This window comes from Bradyrhizobium sp. SZCCHNRI3052 (assembly GCF_032484895.1).
GTDB lineage: Bacteria > Pseudomonadota > Alphaproteobacteria > Rhizobiales > Xanthobacteraceae > Bradyrhizobium.
In genome coordinates this window covers 88,132-103,558 of sequence record NZ_JAUETW010000012.1, presented here as the reverse complement: position 1 = coordinate 103,558, position 15,427 = coordinate 88,132, and the positions used below count along the sequence as shown (strand labels likewise).

The 15,427-nt window shown below is 67.2% G+C and carries 12 protein-coding genes; 8 read left to right on the top strand and 4 right to left on the bottom strand.

All coding sequences use genetic code 11. The features are described from left to right. Nucleotides 1-174: 174 nt before the first annotated feature. Nucleotides 175-1,374: an IS256 family transposase gene (locus QW887_RS27200; RefSeq protein ID WP_315714240.1), complete on the bottom strand. Its 1,200-nt coding sequence runs from the start codon at nucleotides 1,372-1,374 to the stop codon at nucleotides 175-177. A 260-nt stretch (nucleotides 1,375-1,634) separates the two neighbouring features. Between QW887_RS27200 and QW887_RS27195 the strand changes: the two genes are divergently transcribed. The 3 genes from QW887_RS27195 to QW887_RS27185 all read left to right on the top strand — a co-directional run bounded on the left by QW887_RS27195 (nucleotide 1,635) and on the right by QW887_RS27185 (nucleotide 4,370). Further along, on the top strand, nucleotides 1,635-2,099 hold the full coding sequence (locus tag QW887_RS27195; RefSeq protein WP_315735202.1) for an Rrf2 family transcriptional regulator: 465 nt from the start codon (nucleotides 1,635-1,637) through the stop codon (nucleotides 2,097-2,099). Then, nucleotides 2,089-2,796 (top strand): class I SAM-dependent methyltransferase, encoded by a 708-nt coding sequence (locus QW887_RS27190; RefSeq protein ID WP_315715217.1) that lies wholly within the window; start codon nucleotides 2,089-2,091, stop codon nucleotides 2,794-2,796. The genes QW887_RS27195 and QW887_RS27190 overlap by 11 nt, the downstream gene beginning before the upstream one ends. A gap of 260 nt (nucleotides 2,797-3,056) precedes the next feature. Further along, on the top strand, nucleotides 3,057-4,370 hold the full coding sequence (locus tag QW887_RS27185; protein ID WP_316195435.1) for a hypothetical protein: 1,314 nt from the start codon (nucleotides 3,057-3,059) through the stop codon (nucleotides 4,368-4,370). A gap of 57 nt (nucleotides 4,371-4,427) precedes the next feature. Here the strand turns inward: QW887_RS27185 and QW887_RS27180 are convergent, their stop codons facing one another. After that, a complete protein-coding gene (locus QW887_RS27180) occupies nucleotides 4,428-5,321 on the bottom strand; it encodes a hypothetical protein (RefSeq protein ID WP_315715215.1) in 894 nt (297 codons plus the stop codon). Between the two features lie 321 nt (nucleotides 5,322-5,642). Between QW887_RS27180 and QW887_RS27175 the strand changes: the two genes are divergently transcribed. Beyond that, on the top strand, nucleotides 5,643-7,715 hold the full coding sequence (locus QW887_RS27175) for a putative bifunctional diguanylate cyclase/phosphodiesterase (RefSeq protein ID WP_316195433.1): 2,073 nt from the start codon (nucleotides 5,643-5,645) through the stop codon (nucleotides 7,713-7,715). A 266-nt stretch (nucleotides 7,716-7,981) separates the two neighbouring features. Here QW887_RS27175 and QW887_RS27170 read toward each other — a convergent pair whose 3' ends face one another. After that, the gene (locus tag QW887_RS27170) at nucleotides 7,982-9,163 is read right to left on the bottom strand and encodes a substrate-binding domain-containing protein (protein WP_316195431.1); all 1,182 of its coding nucleotides are present in this window, start codon (nucleotides 9,161-9,163) and stop codon (nucleotides 7,982-7,984) included. A 185-nt stretch (nucleotides 9,164-9,348) separates the two neighbouring features. Here QW887_RS27170 and QW887_RS27165 point away from each other — a divergent pair, with 185 nt between their 5' ends. The 3 genes from QW887_RS27165 (at nucleotide 9,349) to QW887_RS27155 (ending at nucleotide 12,616) form a co-directional block, all read left to right on the top strand. Next, nucleotides 9,349-9,792 (top strand): MarR family winged helix-turn-helix transcriptional regulator, encoded by a 444-nt coding sequence (locus tag QW887_RS27165; protein WP_315715212.1) that lies wholly within the window; start codon nucleotides 9,349-9,351, stop codon nucleotides 9,790-9,792. Nucleotides 9,793-10,137: 345 nt separating this feature from the next. After that, on the top strand, nucleotides 10,138-12,045 hold the full coding sequence (locus tag QW887_RS27160) for an acyl-CoA synthetase (protein WP_316195429.1): 1,908 nt from the start codon (nucleotides 10,138-10,140) through the stop codon (nucleotides 12,043-12,045). A gap of 100 nt (nucleotides 12,046-12,145) precedes the next feature. Beyond that, nucleotides 12,146-12,616, top strand: a complete 471-nt coding sequence (locus QW887_RS27155) for a GNAT family N-acetyltransferase (protein ID WP_316195489.1) — start codon at nucleotides 12,146-12,148, stop codon at nucleotides 12,614-12,616. Nucleotides 12,617-12,840: 224 nt separating this feature from the next. Here QW887_RS27155 and QW887_RS27150 read toward each other — a convergent pair whose 3' ends face one another. Further along, entirely contained in the window at nucleotides 12,841-13,866 is a 1,026-nt protein-coding gene (locus tag QW887_RS27150; RefSeq protein ID WP_316195428.1) for a glycerophosphodiester phosphodiesterase, read from the bottom strand. 213 nt (nucleotides 13,867-14,079) lie between these two features. On the opposite strand from QW887_RS27150, the gene QW887_RS27145 reads away from it, so the two are divergent. Then, nucleotides 14,080-15,378 (top strand): flavin-dependent oxidoreductase, encoded by a 1,299-nt coding sequence (locus QW887_RS27145; RefSeq protein ID WP_316170992.1) that lies wholly within the window; start codon nucleotides 14,080-14,082, stop codon nucleotides 15,376-15,378. Nucleotides 15,379-15,427 lie beyond the last annotated feature (49 nt).

Below are 15,427 nucleotides of genomic sequence, written 5' to 3'. Positions count from 1 at the left end.
CAGCCCAAATCAGCTTGAATGCGCGGGCAAATTCAGTCTTTCCGCGCAGCGCGTTTCTCATCGCTGCGAGGCATGGACCCGCCCGCCGCACGCGGGATGCAGAACCGAATGATCGTGTCCCCAAGCGTGGTGTAGCTGGCGGCCCACCGCGTTCGCCGGCTGGAGCCGGGCCTGTCAGCTGGCGATAGCCGTGAGGCTGACGTTCGGATCATCGCTCAATGGCGCGATGGTTTCCAGCGTCATGTAGCGGGCGCGTTGGACCGCCCATTCATCGTTCTGTTCGAGCAGGACAGCTCCGATGAGGCGGACGATAGCGTCCTCATTGGGGAAGATGCCGACCACCTCGGTGCGCCGTTTGATCTCGCCGTTGAGGCGTTCGATCGGATTGGTGGAGTGCAACTTGGTCCGATGCTGCGGCGGGAACGTCATGTAGGCAAGCACGTCGGTCTCGGCCTCGTCGAGGAAGCCGGCAAGCTTGGGCAGCTTGGGACGGAGCTGATCGGCGACCTTGCGCCATTGGGTGCGAGCGGCCTCGGCATCGTCCTGGGCAAAGGCCGTGGCGATGAAGGCGGAGACCACGCGCCGTCCGCTCTTGCCGGCATGAGCCAGCACGTTCCGCATGAAGTGGACGCGGCAGCGTTGCCAGCTGGCGTTGAGCACCTTGGTCACGGTGGCCTTGATGCCCTCGTGGGCGTCGGACACCACCAGCTTGACGCCGCGCAAGCCGCGGCGGGCCAGCTTGCGCAGGAAGGCGGTCCAGAACGTCTCGGCCTCGGACGGCCCGATGTCCATGCCGAGAACCTCGCGCCGGCCGTCGCTGTTGACGCCGACTGCAACGATCACCGCGACGGAGACGATGCGCCCCTGCTGGCGCACCTTCACATAGGTGGCGTCGATCCAAAGATAGGGCCAGTCACCCTCGATTGGACGGCCGAGGAAGGCCTTCACTTTGTCGTCGATCTCGCCGCACAACCGACTGACCTGGCTCTTGGAGATGCCGGTCATGCCCATCGCCTGCACCAGATCGTCGACCGAACGGGTCGAGACGCCCTGAACGTAAGCCTCCTGAACCACGGCGGTGAGCGCCTTCTCGGCCATGCGCCGCGGCTCCAGGAAGCCGGGGAAATAGGAGCCCTTGCGCAGCTTTGGGATGCGCAGCTCCACCGCACCGGCGCGGGTCTCCCAGATCCGGTCGCGGTAGCCATTGCGCTGGGCCAGACGTTCGGGGCTCTTCTCGCCATAGGCAGCCCCGGTCTGGCTCTCGACCTCCAGCTCCATCAGGCGCTGGGCCGCAAAGCCGATCATCTCGCGCAGCAGATCGGCGTCCGGGGTCTTCTCTACCAGCGTGCGCAGGTTCATCATGTCTTCGGTCATCGGTGGTTCCTCGGTTGCGTTGGCGTGTCGCAACCCGATCCTACCGGAGAACTGCCGGTGACCACCGCAAAGCCGCCCGCCCGCTACGGCGCTATTTGGGAGCGCGCGTCCGGGCGGCTTTGCTCCACCGAGCTACACCACCTCCGGGGACACGACCAACCGAATCGCCCGACGGGCAGAGGCGCCAGCGTCGGCGCCCAAGCCTTCATGGCCGGGCCGGCCGGTTGACGGCTGGAATATCATGTCATATTAAAAGTTACATGAGACCCAACAGCCAGTTGTCCGGCATCCTGCACGTCCTGCTCCACATGGCGGAGCACGACGGTCCGGTCACGTCCGAGGCCCTCGCAGCGATGATGCAGACCAATCCGGTCGTGATCCGCAGAATCATGGCGGGCCTCCGGGACAGCGGCTATGTGCGCTCCGAGAAAGGCCATGGCGGCGGCTGGACGCTCGCCTGCGATCTGGCGACCGTCACCCTGCGCGACGTCTACGATTCACTCGGGCGTCCATCGCTGTTCGCCATCGGCCATCGGAGCGAGACTCCCGACTGCCTCGTCGAGCAGGCGGTCAATGCGGCGCTCGACACCTCCATCCGGGCCGCCGAGACCTTGCTGCTGTCCCGTCTCGGCGCCATCACGCTGGCGGCGCTGAGCGCTGATTTCCACGACCGCCTCGAACGACGCAAGCGACCTCGCAAAGGAGACATTTGTCATGCCGGCTGACATTGCCGACGGCGCTCAGCAGTTCATCCGCGCGTTTTCCGATCCCGAATTCGTCGCGCGCTACACGGATGGTCCACGTCGCTTCGTGCCCGGTCTCGACGGGCTGCACCGGATGACGGCGGTCCTGCTGGCCGAGCGGGCGCCCGAACATGCGAGGGTGCTCGTGCTGGGCGCGGGCGGCGGGCTCGAGCTCAACGCGTTGGCGGAAGCGCAACCATCGTGGACCTTCGTCGGCGTCGATCCGGCGCCGCAGATGCTGCGACTCGCCGAACGCACGCTCGGCGCGCGGACGAGCCGGGTCGAACTGATCGAGGGCACCATCGACGATGCGCCGGCCGGCCCGTTTGACGCGGCGACATGCCTGCTGACGCTGCATTTTCTGGCAGCATCGGAACGGTTGCGGACAGTCCGCGCCGTGCACGACCGGCTCCACCCTGGAGCGCCTTTCGTGGTGGCCCATAGCTGCCTGCCCAACGAGCCAGTCGAGAGGTCGCTGTGGCTGGATCGGTATGCGGCCTATGCCGTTGCGTCCGGCACAGACCCCGAGCAGGCCAGGACGATGCGCGCGACCGTCGATGCCAGCGTCAACATGCTGAGCCCAGGGGAGGATGAAGCCATCCTGCGTGACGGCGGCTTTCGCGATGCCCGTCCATTCTTCACAGCGCTGACCTGGCATGGCTGGATCGGCCACGCCTGAACCGCCGCTGAGCATCACCGATGCCCCCTGAACGAACGCGATCAGGGCCTGCTAATTAGTTGCCCGGCCTGCGCCGGCATCCACGCATGTCCCTTCCCGCGGCCCCCGAAGAGGTGGATGACGCGGCTTGCGGACAAGCTTCGCGCCGGAGCCGTGCCACGTCTCAGCCTGCGTGATGTCGCGCACGGAGCGCGGGGACGCGATCTGCGACAAACGGCGCGTCACCCGAGGCGAGGTGACGCAACCGAGAGGAGCAGGTCATGAGCTTTTGGGATGATATCGGAGATGCCGTCAGTTCCGCCGTGGACGACGTGAAAGACGTCGCGAAGGATGTGGCGGGTGCGGTCGGCGGTGCGGCGGGCGCCGTGGTCGATACGGTCGAGCACGTCGCCGGCGATGCGGCCCATGCCGTGGGCAGCGTGGTGCATGGCATCGGCGCGCTCGGCGGCGAGGCCATCCATACCGTGGGCGGCGTACTCGGCGCGATCGGGCACGGTGCCGAGGCGATCGGCGGCGGCCTGCTTCACACCGTAGGCGACGTCGCGTCGACCGTGGTCCATGTCGGCGGCGACGTCCTCCATACCGGGATCAACGTCGCCGGCGACGTGGCGTCCGGGGTCGGCCACCTGGTGCATGGCGACATCGACGGCGTCATCAACGACGTCAAGCATATCGGCGGCGACATCGTCGACGGCGGGCTCAAGGTCGGTGGCGACGTGGCGCATGGCGCCCTCGACGTCGCCGGCGACCTCGCACACACCGCGGTCGGCCTCGGCGAGGCCGGGCTGGAGGCGGCCGGCGCAGTCGGCCACGGCGCGCTCGGCATGGCCGGCACCATCGTCGGAACGGCCGGCGAGGTCGGCATGGACGCGCTCGACGCTGCAGGCGCCGTGGTGAAGGGCGGCTTCGACGCCGGCGTGGCGGTGGCCGACGGCGCCATCGGCGTGGTCACCGACACGGCGTCGGCGGCGGGCCACCTGATCGGCGGACCGATCGGCGAGGCGATCTCCGGCATCGCCCACGGCGCCGATGCGGTCGGCACCGGCATCGTCGATGGCGTCGGCCATTTCGTCGGCGAGGGTCTCAACGGGCTGGCACAGACCGCCGGCGAGTTGAGCCACTCTCTGGGGCAGCAGCTCGACGCGATCGGCCACGACCTGGGCTCGCTGGTCAACGACCTCAGCCATGGCGATCTCGGCGCGGCGATCGGCGACGTCTTCAAGCTGGCCCGGGACGGCCTGCGCAGCGACGGCAGCATCCAGATCGCTCATGCGGGACAGGACGGCGGCAGCCATGGCGGGTTCTGGGACTCGATCGCGCAGGCGATCCATCAGTCCGCCGACAACGTCCAGGGCGGTCAGGGCCCCGGCTTCCCCGGCCCGTTGCACGGCGAGGGCTCGTCGCACAACCCGATCATCGTCGACAATTTCGGCGACCATGGCCATGCCGGCAACACCGGCATCGTACCGCCGAATTTCGACCACGCGCCGGTGGCCGTGCACGACGCGCCGCACGCCGACTACAGCCACATCGTCCAGATGGACGACGCGCATCACTTCGCGATGCATGGCTGAGGCAACGCCGCTCGGCCGGCAGGCATCCCGCCGTGATCGTCACGGCGGGATGTCGCGTCAGGATCGATCGGCGTCGTGCTGGACGATGGCCGGCGGTGCACCGGTGGCCTGCGCGCGATCGCGCGGCAGGGGATCGTTCATCGCCGAGAGCGCGCATAGCGCCAGCGAGCCCCACACGGCGGCGCTGAAATACAGCGACATCCAGGCGATCTCTTCCTTCCAGTGCTCGAACTCGTGGGTGACGGTCCAACGCGTGGCGGAGTCGCGCAGACCGGCGAGCGGATGCAGGAGTGGCGTGCCGGCGGCGCGCTCGATGCGCCAGCGCTTCACATACATCGGGACGTCGATCACGACCAGGAAGGCGAGATAGCAGGCGATGCCGACGAGGCCCGCGATCAGAAGGCCGCGCACCAGGCCGTCGAACTCCGGCAGCAGCCGGCCGAGGCCGATGCCGACGAACAGGAAGGCCACCGCCCACAGCGAGTTCTCGATCGCGTTGTAGAGGAAATTCCGGGTGACGACGGCGTACCAGGAACAGATCTCGGCGACGACGATCAGCGGCACGATGATGCGGGCCATGTTGACCGCGGTCTCGGCATCGGCGATCGCGCCGAGCTGCGCGAGGATGATGGCCCACTGCGCCGCGAAGGCGATCTCGGCGATGGTCGCGACGGTGCGGCCGATGAACACGCTCGACAGCCAGCTGTCGACCAGGCAGATGCGCTGCACGTCGGCGCGCGGCAGCACCGAGCGGAAGGCGCAGCCGAACACATAGGCCGCCGACAGCGCCAGCATCGAACTGGTCTGGGACGCCTGACCCGACGAACTGCTGCCGCCGTTGAGTTGCCGGTACAGGATGAACCAGAACACGATGTTGGCGAGGCTGACGAGCGTCAGCATCGCCCACCACAGGGCGACCGGGTTCGACAGGGCTCGCGACTGCGCACGCATCCGGGCACTCCAAATTTCATGTGAACGACATCGGATCGTATTAATTCCGTCATGCAGCGGCAACCCATTCCGGCCACGGAGGATCGCAAAAGGCCGTGTGCCGGCGAGCCCTGCGGCCTGCACTGGGAGTTTCGTCACGATGTCCCGAGTTCCCTGCAGCGGGGCGGCCCTTGCGCCTCGATGGTCGGATTCCAAACCCCTTGCATGGATCGGCACGGGCGGAGGTGCTGCCCGCGTTGACGCTTCGCTAACCGCGAATCGCGCGTGCCAAAACCGGTCCCGCCGCGGACCGTAGCTCGGCTGAGCGAGGGTACATTGCCGATGTTGACGATCCTGTCCTGCCTGCCCGCCGATCATGATCTGCGCTACGTCGCCGCCGCACTGCTCGTCTGCGTGCTCGGCTCGATTCTGTCCATGCGGCTGCTCGCGCGGGTCCGTCGCAACGCCGGCCTCCGCCGCTTCCATCTGCTGTTTCTGGCCGGACTCGTGGCCGGTGGCACGGTCTGGACCACGCACTTCGCCGCGGTCCTCGGCTACGACACGCCAGGATACCGCTCGTTCGAGCCGGCGATGACCTTCGCCTCGCTCGGACTGGCGGTGGCCTTTGCGTGGCTCGGCTTCTTCATCACGACACGCACCCAGCGCGGCCCGCTGATCGAGGCCGGCGGCGCGGTGTTCGGCTTCGGCATCGCCGCCATGCATTACAGCGGCATGAGCGCGCTCAAGCTCGACGGCGCGCTGACCTGGAACGTGCCGATGGTTTGGCTCTCGATCGCGCTTGCAACGGTGTTCGGTGCCGTCGCGGCGAACCGCATCGCGCGGCCGGTCACCCGCTTCTGCAAATATGGCAGCTCGCTCGCGATGGTGCTTGCGATCCTGAGCCTGCACTTCACCGGCATGCTCGCGTTGACCCTGGCACCAATGGCGGCCAGCAGCGCGCCGGTGCAGTCGCTGTCGGACAGCCTGATGCTGGTCACGGTCGTCACCGGCATCGGCCTGATCATGGCGATGGCCGCCTCGGCCTACATGATCGACATGCAGGCGACGCAGGAAGCGGTCGAAGGCTATCGGCAGCTGGCGCTGCAGGACCCGCTGACCGGCCTGCCGAACCGCAGCGGCCTCGGCCAGCGGCTCGCGCCGCTGCTCACCGAGGGCGACGAGACCGCGCATCTGGCGGTGCTCGCGATCGACCTCGACCGCTTCAAGGACGTCAACGACGCGCACGGCCATGCCGCGGGCGATGCGGTGCTGACGGTGATCGCACAGCGTATTGCATCGACGCTGCAGCCCGGCGAGTTCCTGGCGCGAATCGGCGGCGACGAGTTCGTCGCCGTCAAGAGCGAGATCTTCGCGCGCACCGAGGCGGCGAAGTTCGCCGAGCGGATGCGCGCGCTGGTGCTGGCGCCCGTCGAGTGGGAGGAGCGCAGCCTCTCGGTCGGCTGCAGCATCGGCATCGCGCTGCATCCCGACCACGGCCTGACCTCGGACGAGCTTCTTACCCGCGCCGACCTCGCGATGTACCGCGCCAAGAGTCTCGGCCAGGGCAAGATCTGCACCTATGAGCCGTCGATGGACGAGGCCAGCCGGCGCCGCGCCGAGCTCGCGATCGACCTCAAGCGCGCGCTGGTGCGCAACGAGTTCGAGCTGCACTACCAGGTGCAGAACGACACGCAGAGCGGCGGCATCGTCGGCTTCGAGGCGCTGCTGCGGTGGAACCATCCGGTGAAGGGCCGCGTGCCGCCGAACGATTTCATTCCGATGGCCGAACAAACCGGGCTGATCGTCGACATCGGCGACTGGGTGCTGCGCACCGCCTGCGCCACCGCCGCGACCTGGAGCCAGCCGTTCAGGGTCGCCGTCAACGTCGCGCCGATGCAGCTCAACCACGACCTGCCGAAGCGCGTCGCCGAGGTGCTGCGCGAGACTGGATTGGCGCCGGAGCGGCTGGAGATCGAGCTGACCGAGACCGGTATCATCGCCGACCGCCAGCATGCGCTGCAGGTGATGCAGGCCTTGAAGGCGATCGGCGTCACCGTGGCGATGGACGATTTCGGCACCGGCTATTCGTCGCTGTCGACCCTGCAGGTGTTTCCATTCGACAAGATCAAGGTCGACAAGAGCTTCATCCAGTCGGTCGAGACCAGCGTGCACGCCGCGGCGATCGTCAAGGCGACCCTGCTGCTCGGGCGCAGCCTCAACATCCCGGTGCTCGCCGAAGGCGTCGAGACCGAACAGCATCTCGCCTTCCTGCGCGAGGAAGGCTGCAGCAGCGTACAGGGCTTCCTGTTCGGCAAGCCGATGCCGCAGGAGGCGATCAGCCGGATGATTCGTGAGGTCGGAGGTACGCCGGCGGCTGCCGTCGGCGTGCACGCCAAGAAGGCTGCGGCCGCGTGACGGCAGATCTTGTCATCGTGATTGCCTTGCGGCCGAACTGAACAGGCGGCTGCGAATGTGATGGCTCACCCTCCCCTGGAGGGGGAGGGTCGATCGCACGCGAAGCGGGCGAGCGGGGTGGGGTGATGTCTTCACGCGCGCCGGCTCCAGAGGAAAGATCACCCCACCCCGCCTCACGCGCCGCTTCGCGCCCCGTGAGGCGACCCTCCCCCTCCAGGGGAGGGTGACCGCGGCACGCAGCCCGGCCAAGCTCGGCGCAGCGTTACTCAGAACGTGCGGATGATCTTGAAGTCCAGCCCGTCGGCCGCGGCGAGATGCATCGCCATGCCGGCGCGGCCCTGCCGGATCGTCACCTCGCCGCGCGCGCCGGAATAGACGATGTTGCGGCCGGCGGCAGCGAGCGGTTGCAGGGACAGCGAGCCGGCGCGCTCGGCGGCCGCCTTGAGAAAGCGCAGGCCCTCGTAGTTCGACTGGCCGACCGATCCGACCGGCGGCGCATCGGCGCCGAACATCGCGGTGTAGCGGCTCATGAACGCGTCATTGGCCTTGGAGCCGATGCAGCTGAAATAGCCGGAGGCCGAATACAGGTTCTCGGTGTTGTCGGCGCCGATGCCGAGCAGCACCGTTTCGTCCACCGCGCCGGCGAGACGCAGGGTGGTCGCGGCGAGGCCCGACTCGCCGAAGGCGCGATTGAAGGTAATGCTGTCGGTGCCGATCAGCGAGATCAGCACGACATCGGGCCTGGCGGCGCGGATCCGCGCCAGATGCGCCTCGTGGTCATCCTCGCCCACCGGCACGAACTCCTCGCCGACCACCTGGCCGCCGGCCTCGGTGATGAAGGTCTTGGTCTGGAGGTGCGACTGCCACGGCCAGACATAGTCGCTGCCGATCAGATACCAGCGCCGGGCGCGCTTGTTCTCCGCCAGCCAGTGGATGGCGGGGCGCGTCTGGCTGTGCGGCGTCTCGCCGATCGCCATCACGCCGGGCGTGCGCTCGCCGCCTTCATAGACCGGCGTATACACATACGGGATGCGCCCGCGGGTGAGCCGGCGCAGCGCCAGCCTCACCGCGCTGATATGCGAGCCCATGACCACGTCGATGTCGTCGAATTCGAGCGCGTCCCTGGCGCGCTCGGCCACCTCGTCCGCCGGCCCGCCGGAATCGTAGAACGACAACTCGATCTCGCGCCCGAGAATGCCACCGTGGCGGTTGATGTCGGACACCGCGAGCAGCGCGCTGTTGGTCGCGGCCGGCCCCCAGATGCCGGGTGACCCGGAGAAGGTGAGGAAGTTGCCGATGCGCAGCCTGTTCTGGGAGCCGCGCCGCTGGATACGGTCAGGATCGAAGGGGGCGAGTGCAGGAAGGCCGGCCCGCCGGGGCGGGCTCCTGAACAGCAGGGATGGCGGCAGACGGAGACGCCCGGCCGTGACAGATCCTGTCGAGAGCACACCCACTCCTTGGCCGCAACCGTGCCTGGCCCATTGTGGGCCGGCGGTCATACGCCGTCAAAATCAGCACGCGTTCGGCAAATATCCTATTCGAAAATGTTGAATGTTCAAGAATTGGGATGCATATAGATCGGGCAGCTACTGCCGGACATTCATTCAAGTCGGGACCGCAAGCGAAGTTCACCGTGGCCAAACCGCCCCATCCTAACAGCCCCCTCACCGAACATCTCGCCTACCTGCTCGCGCAGGCCAACCGGGAGATCAACCGGCAGCTGGAGTCACGCCTGAGCACCGAGGGCGTGCCCGTCGAGCAGTGGCGCATCCTCAAGGTGCTCTCCGACGGCGAGGGGCACTCGATGGGCGATCTCGCCGACGCGGTCCTGCTGAACCACCCGACCCTTACCAAGATGATCGACCGCATGGTCTCCGACTCGCTGGTCTACCGCCGCCAGGACGCCCACGACCGGCGCAAGGTGCTGATGTTCATCAGCGATCATGGCAAGGCGCTATGCAAGCGGCTGAACTCGCTGGCCGCCAGCCAGGAGGCGCACATCCTGGAGAACTACGGCGACAAGGCCACCGGCGAGCTGAAGCGGCTCTTGGAAAATCTGATCGACGCGGCGAGCTGAGGCACGCTGCGCTGCCGACATTCAGGGCTAAGCTCTATCCTCCCGTCATTGCGAGCGCAGCGAAGCAATCCAGAGCCCCGCCCACCACCCTGGATTGCTTCGCTGCGCTCGCAATGACGCGGAAATCGGAGCGGTCTTCGCGTCGCATCAAGACGACTTGACCACGCCTCGTCTCCTCGCCTGCGGCAAACCGGGCGGTCCGCCCCGGCAACGCCGGGATAGACGCAAGACGAATCCTCCCTCATCCTGTCCTGTGACGATCGCGACGAACGGGCCGCATAGAGCCCGCGCGCGGTCGCCGGCCGCAATCGACCGGACGAGGACACGACACAGGGAGGACAGGCCATGGGCATTCACCTGCTCGATCGCGCCATCGGCAGCGATTATCCGACATTCGCAAGCACCGCTGACATCCGCGCCTTCGAGCAGACGCCGTATGGCGAACGGATCGCCGCGCAGAGCACCTATGAGGCGTTGAAGTGCGGCGCCTCGGTCAATCCGGATGCGCCGGCGATCCAGTTTCTGCCCAACGCCGATCCGGCCGACACGCCGGTCGTGATCTCCTATCGCGACTTCATCGCCCGGGTGACGCAGGCGGCGAACATGTTTCATGCGCTCGGCGTCGGCCCCGACGACGTCGTCAGCTTCATGCTGCCTTTGGTGCCCGACGCCTTCGTCACGCTGTTCGGCGCCGAGGCCGCCGGCATCGCCAACCCGGTCAATCCGCTGCTCGAGCCGCACCAGATCGCCGAGATTCTCGATGCCGCCAGGACCAAGGTGCTGGTGGCGCTCGGCCCCCTGCCCGGCACCGACATCTGGCAGAAGGTCGAGAAGGTGCGCGGCGGCCTCAAGCACCTCAAGGCGATCGTGCAGGTGCATGGCGGCGGCGGTGACCCCGCCAACGGCATTCACGCGTTCAACGACCTGATCGGAGCGCAGCCGAGCGACCACCTCGTCAGCGGCCGGCAGATCAAGGCCAGCGACACCGCCGCCTATTTCCACACCGGCGGCACGACCGGCACGCCGAAGCTGGTGCGCCACAGCCATGGCAACCAAGTCTATCAGGCCTGGGGGATCAACCTGGTCCTGAAGGCCAAGCCCGGCGGCACCTTGCTGTTCGGCATGCCGCTATTCCATGTCGGGGGATCGCTGACCCAGGCGCTGCAGACGCTGTCGGCGGGCGGGTCCCTCGTCGTGCTGTCGGGCGCCGGCTGGCGCAATCCGAATGCGGTGCGCAACATCTGGGGCCTGGTCGAACGCTTCAAACCGGAGACGCTGTCGAGCGTGCCGACCGTGCTGGCGGCGACGCTCGCGGTGCCGCAAGGCGCCGCCGACATCTCCAGCCTGCGCTACGCAGCAGGCGGCGGCTCGGCCATCCCTGTCGCCGTGGGGCAGGCGATCATGGACAAGCTGAAGCTGCCGGTGATCGAGGTCTACGGCATGACCGAGACCGCCAGCGTGCACACCATGGCCTACCCGGACCAGCCGATCCGGCTCGGCTCGGTCGGCCTGCCGCTGCCTTACGCCAAAGTGCGCATCGTCAAGCTCGATGCCGATGGGCGTTACGAGCGCGATTGCGCCGTAGACGAGATCGGCGTCGTCATCATGGCCGGGCCCGGCGTGTTTTCCGGCTATCTCGACGACGCCCACAACAAGGGCGCCTTCGTCCAGGGGCATTGGGTCAATTCCGGCGATCTCGGCCGGCTCGATGCCGATGGCTTCCTGTGGATCACCGGCCGCGCCAAGGATCTCGTCATCCGCGGCGGCCACAACATCGATCCGGCGCCGATCGAGGAGATCCTGTTCCAGCATCCGGCCGTCGGCTTCGCCGCCGTGGTCGGCCAGCCCGACGCCTATGCCGGCGAGCTGCCGATCGGCTACGTCCAGCTCAAGCCGGGCGCGAGCGTGCAGCCGGGCGAGCTGGAAGACTGGGTCCGCGCCCGCACGCCCGAGCGCGCCGCGGTGCCGGTGCAGATCATCCCGATCGACCCGATGCCGGTGACCGGCGTCGGCAAGGTGTTCAAGCCGCAACTGCGCTGGGACGCCGCGACGCGGGTTTTCGCCAAGGTGTTGTCGCAACTGACCGACCGCGGCATCGATTGCAGCGTCAAGGTCGGCCCGCACGGCAGCCACGGCAGCATCGCCACGGTGACGTTGCGCAACGTGCCTGCGGAGACCCGCGAGGCGGTCGAGAACGAGGTGCACACATTGCTGGCGCCGTTCGTGATCCGGCACGAGGTGGTGATGGGGTGAGCCGCGATTCCGGGTGAGACAGCCGTCTCGGCATTTGATCGAGACGGTGGTGCTCTGGCACGATGCTGACGCGTTTCGTCACGTTTGCCAGGCCGGGGCGATGAACCCAACCGACATCACCATCGCGATCGAAGATGCCAGACAGGCTGATGTGGCCGACCTCATCGCGGAGGCCAATGCCTTTCTGCGGACGCTATACCCTGCTGAAAGCAATCATCCCGTCGATGCCCACGCGCTTTCGGTGCCCGGGGCCGCATTTTTTGCCGCCCGTCGTGACGGGACGCTGCTCGGATCGATCGCCCTTCGGCTCATTGGTCCAGGACACGCCGAGATCAAGCGATTGTTCGTTCGCGAAACCGCCCGCGGCTGTGGGCTCGGACGCAGGCTCCTCATGACGTTGGAAGACGAGGCCCAAGGTCGCGGGCTTGGCCGCGTGAGCCTCGAAGTGGGCATCAGACAGCCGCAGGCGATCCAGCTCTATCGCAGCTCCGGCTATCAGGATTGCGGGCCGTTCGGGATCTACCGACTCGATCCGCTCAGCCTGTTCATGACCAAACGGCTGGTGGCTTGACCAGGCTGGCTCGAACGGTGCTTGGGTGTCCGGATGCATCGAACGTGCAGTCAGGGGGAAGTGACGACAGGTCGGACAACAAAGTATCCCCGCGCGGCGGCGCCTCACCCCGGCCTCCTCCCTCGTCAGAACGAGGAGAGGGAGCCGACTGTCTATGCCGCGACTCATCGCCTATGATCCTGTCAGGAGCCACGGATTCCGACGCGTGAGAGCTCTCGGCTCCGCTAGTCCGGATGCGCCCTTGGCTTCGTCGATTGCAGCCGCAGCTCACCCGTTGGATTTGCCACCCCCTTGTCGGCAGCAACCTTGCGCAGCACATCCGGCCGGTCGGAGATGATGCCGTCGACGCCGTCATCGATCAGTTGCGCAATGTCCGCGGGCTTATTGACCGTCCAGACCACGACCTCCAGGCCAAGCGCATGCGCCTCGGCAATCAGCTCCGGCGTGACATCGGTAAAAAAGGGCGACCACACCTTGCCGCCGGCCGCCTGAATCGTCCGTGGCAGCGAGCCGCCGTGATCGGCGGGGTTGAAGCCCGCGGTCCAGCGTGTCGCCTCGGTCAGCGACACCGTGGGCGTCTTGCCGCTTTGCCGTGACAGATAGACGGTGGAGATCCTTGGCGCGCGCTGCTGCACCAGTTGCAAGGTGCGCCAGTCGAACGACTGGATCATGACCCGGTCGGTGAAGTGCTCGGCCTCGATCAGGCCGAGCAGTAGGGATACGAACCGCTCGGGGTCCGGCGCTTCATTCGGAAGCGCTGGATCGAGCTTGGTCTCGATGTTGAGGCGCACGCGATCCTTGCCAGAGCCCCTGACGAGATCGAACACCTGCTTCAGGGTCGGAATGCGCGGCGGCGGGACGTCCCCGGAGATCACCTGCTGCTCCGGAAACTGCCTGGCGTAGTCGCTGCCGGGACGGATCTGGCCGACGTCGTAGGACTGCACCTCCGCAAGCGGCAGATCGATCAGCAGCGGCCCCGGCGGCGCAACGTAGTTGCCATCGGGGGCGCGGGCGAGATCGGGATTGAGCCGTCGCTCATGCGAGACCACCAGCACGCCGTCCTTCGTGACGCCGACATCGAGCTCGAGCGTGACGAGATGAAAAGCCAGAGACATCTTGAAGGCCTGCAGCGTGTTCTCCGGATACAGCGCACGCCCGCCGCGATGGGCCTCGATGTCAAAGGCCATGGCAGGGCTCGCAAGCCCGAGCAGCAACAGAGCCGCGGTGAGGAACAGAGTGGGACGGTGCATGGCACCAGCCTACCACGGCCGCGCGGAATGCCCATTCCCCTTGTCTCCGCCGGGCATCTGAACTAGGCCTCTCTCCATCGGACCAGCCGACAACGCTGGCCAAGGACGGATCGAAGGGAGGCGATCCGCACGCGCAGCAGCGCCGTGCCTGCATCCCTTTGCCCCCTCCTTTCGCGTTCAGCTTTCGAGTTCACGTGCGACGGACCCATGCCCATGACCGACCTTCCTGTCATCATCGCCGGCGGCGGCATCGGCGGCCTCGCGACCGCACTCACCCTGCAGCAGATCGGCGTGCCCTGCGTGGTCTACGAGAGCGTGCGCGAGATGCGGCCGCTCGGGGTCGGCATCAACCTGCAGCCCAATGCCGTGCGCGAGCTGTATGATCTGGGCATTGGCGCCGACGATCTCGATCAGGTCGGCGTGCCCGCGAAGGAATGGGCGCTGGTCGGGCTGAACGGCAACGACATCTATTCCGAGCCGCGCGGGCTGCTTGCCGGCTACAATTGGCCGCAATATGCGGTTCACCGCGGCAAGCTGCACATGCTGCTGTACAGCCGGCTGGTGCAGCGGGCTGGCGCTGATTGCGTACGGCTCGGCAGCCGCGTCAGCGGCTATGAGAAGAACGCGGACGGCACGGTGACGGCGCGCATCGAGCACGCCGATGGCTCGCGATCCGAGCAGCGCGGACGGCTGCTGATCGGCGCCGACGGCATTCATTCGGCGGTGCGCGCGCAGATGCACCCCACGCAACCACCGATCCATTGGGGCGGCGCAGTGATGTGGCGCGGCGTCACCTGGGCGAAGCCGATGCGCACCGGCTCGTCCTTCGTCGGGCTGGGTACTCACCGCCATCGCGTCGTGGTCTATCCGATCTCGCATCCCGACCCGAAGACGGGGCTGGCGCTGATCAACTGGATCGCGGAAGTGACGATGGACAACACCGAGGGCTGGAAGCAGACCGGCTGGTTCCGCCAGGTCCCGGTGCAGGAGTTTGCGCATCACTTCGCCGGCTGGACCTATGACTGGCTCGACGTGCCCGCGCTGATCGCCGGCGCCGATGGCGCCTATGAGAACCCTATGATCGACCGCGATCCGGTCTCGACCTGGGTCGATGGCCCGGTCGCGCTGATGGGCGACGCCGCGCATGCGATGTACCCGACCGGCTCCAATGGCGCGAGCCAGGCGATCGTCGACGCCCGCGTGCTCGGTACCTGCCTGCTCGCGCACGGCGTCACGCCGGCCGCGCTCGCCGCCTATGACGAGAAACTGTGCGGCCCGATTTCGGCTGTCATCCTGCGCAACCGCGGCGCCGGCCCGTTCGGCCTGCTCAATCTGGTCGACGAGCGCTGCGGCGGGACCTTCACCAATATTGACGAGGTCATCCCACCGGCCGAGCGCGACGCGTTCATGGCCGGCTACAAGAAGGCGGCAGGGTTTGCCATCGAGCAGCTCAATGCCGCGCCGCGGACCATTGCCGAGGGGGCGACGGTCGCGAGCCTGTCAACAACCTGAGATGTGCCTTCGCGGCGATCTGACCCCGTGCATATGAGCGAGTCACCTC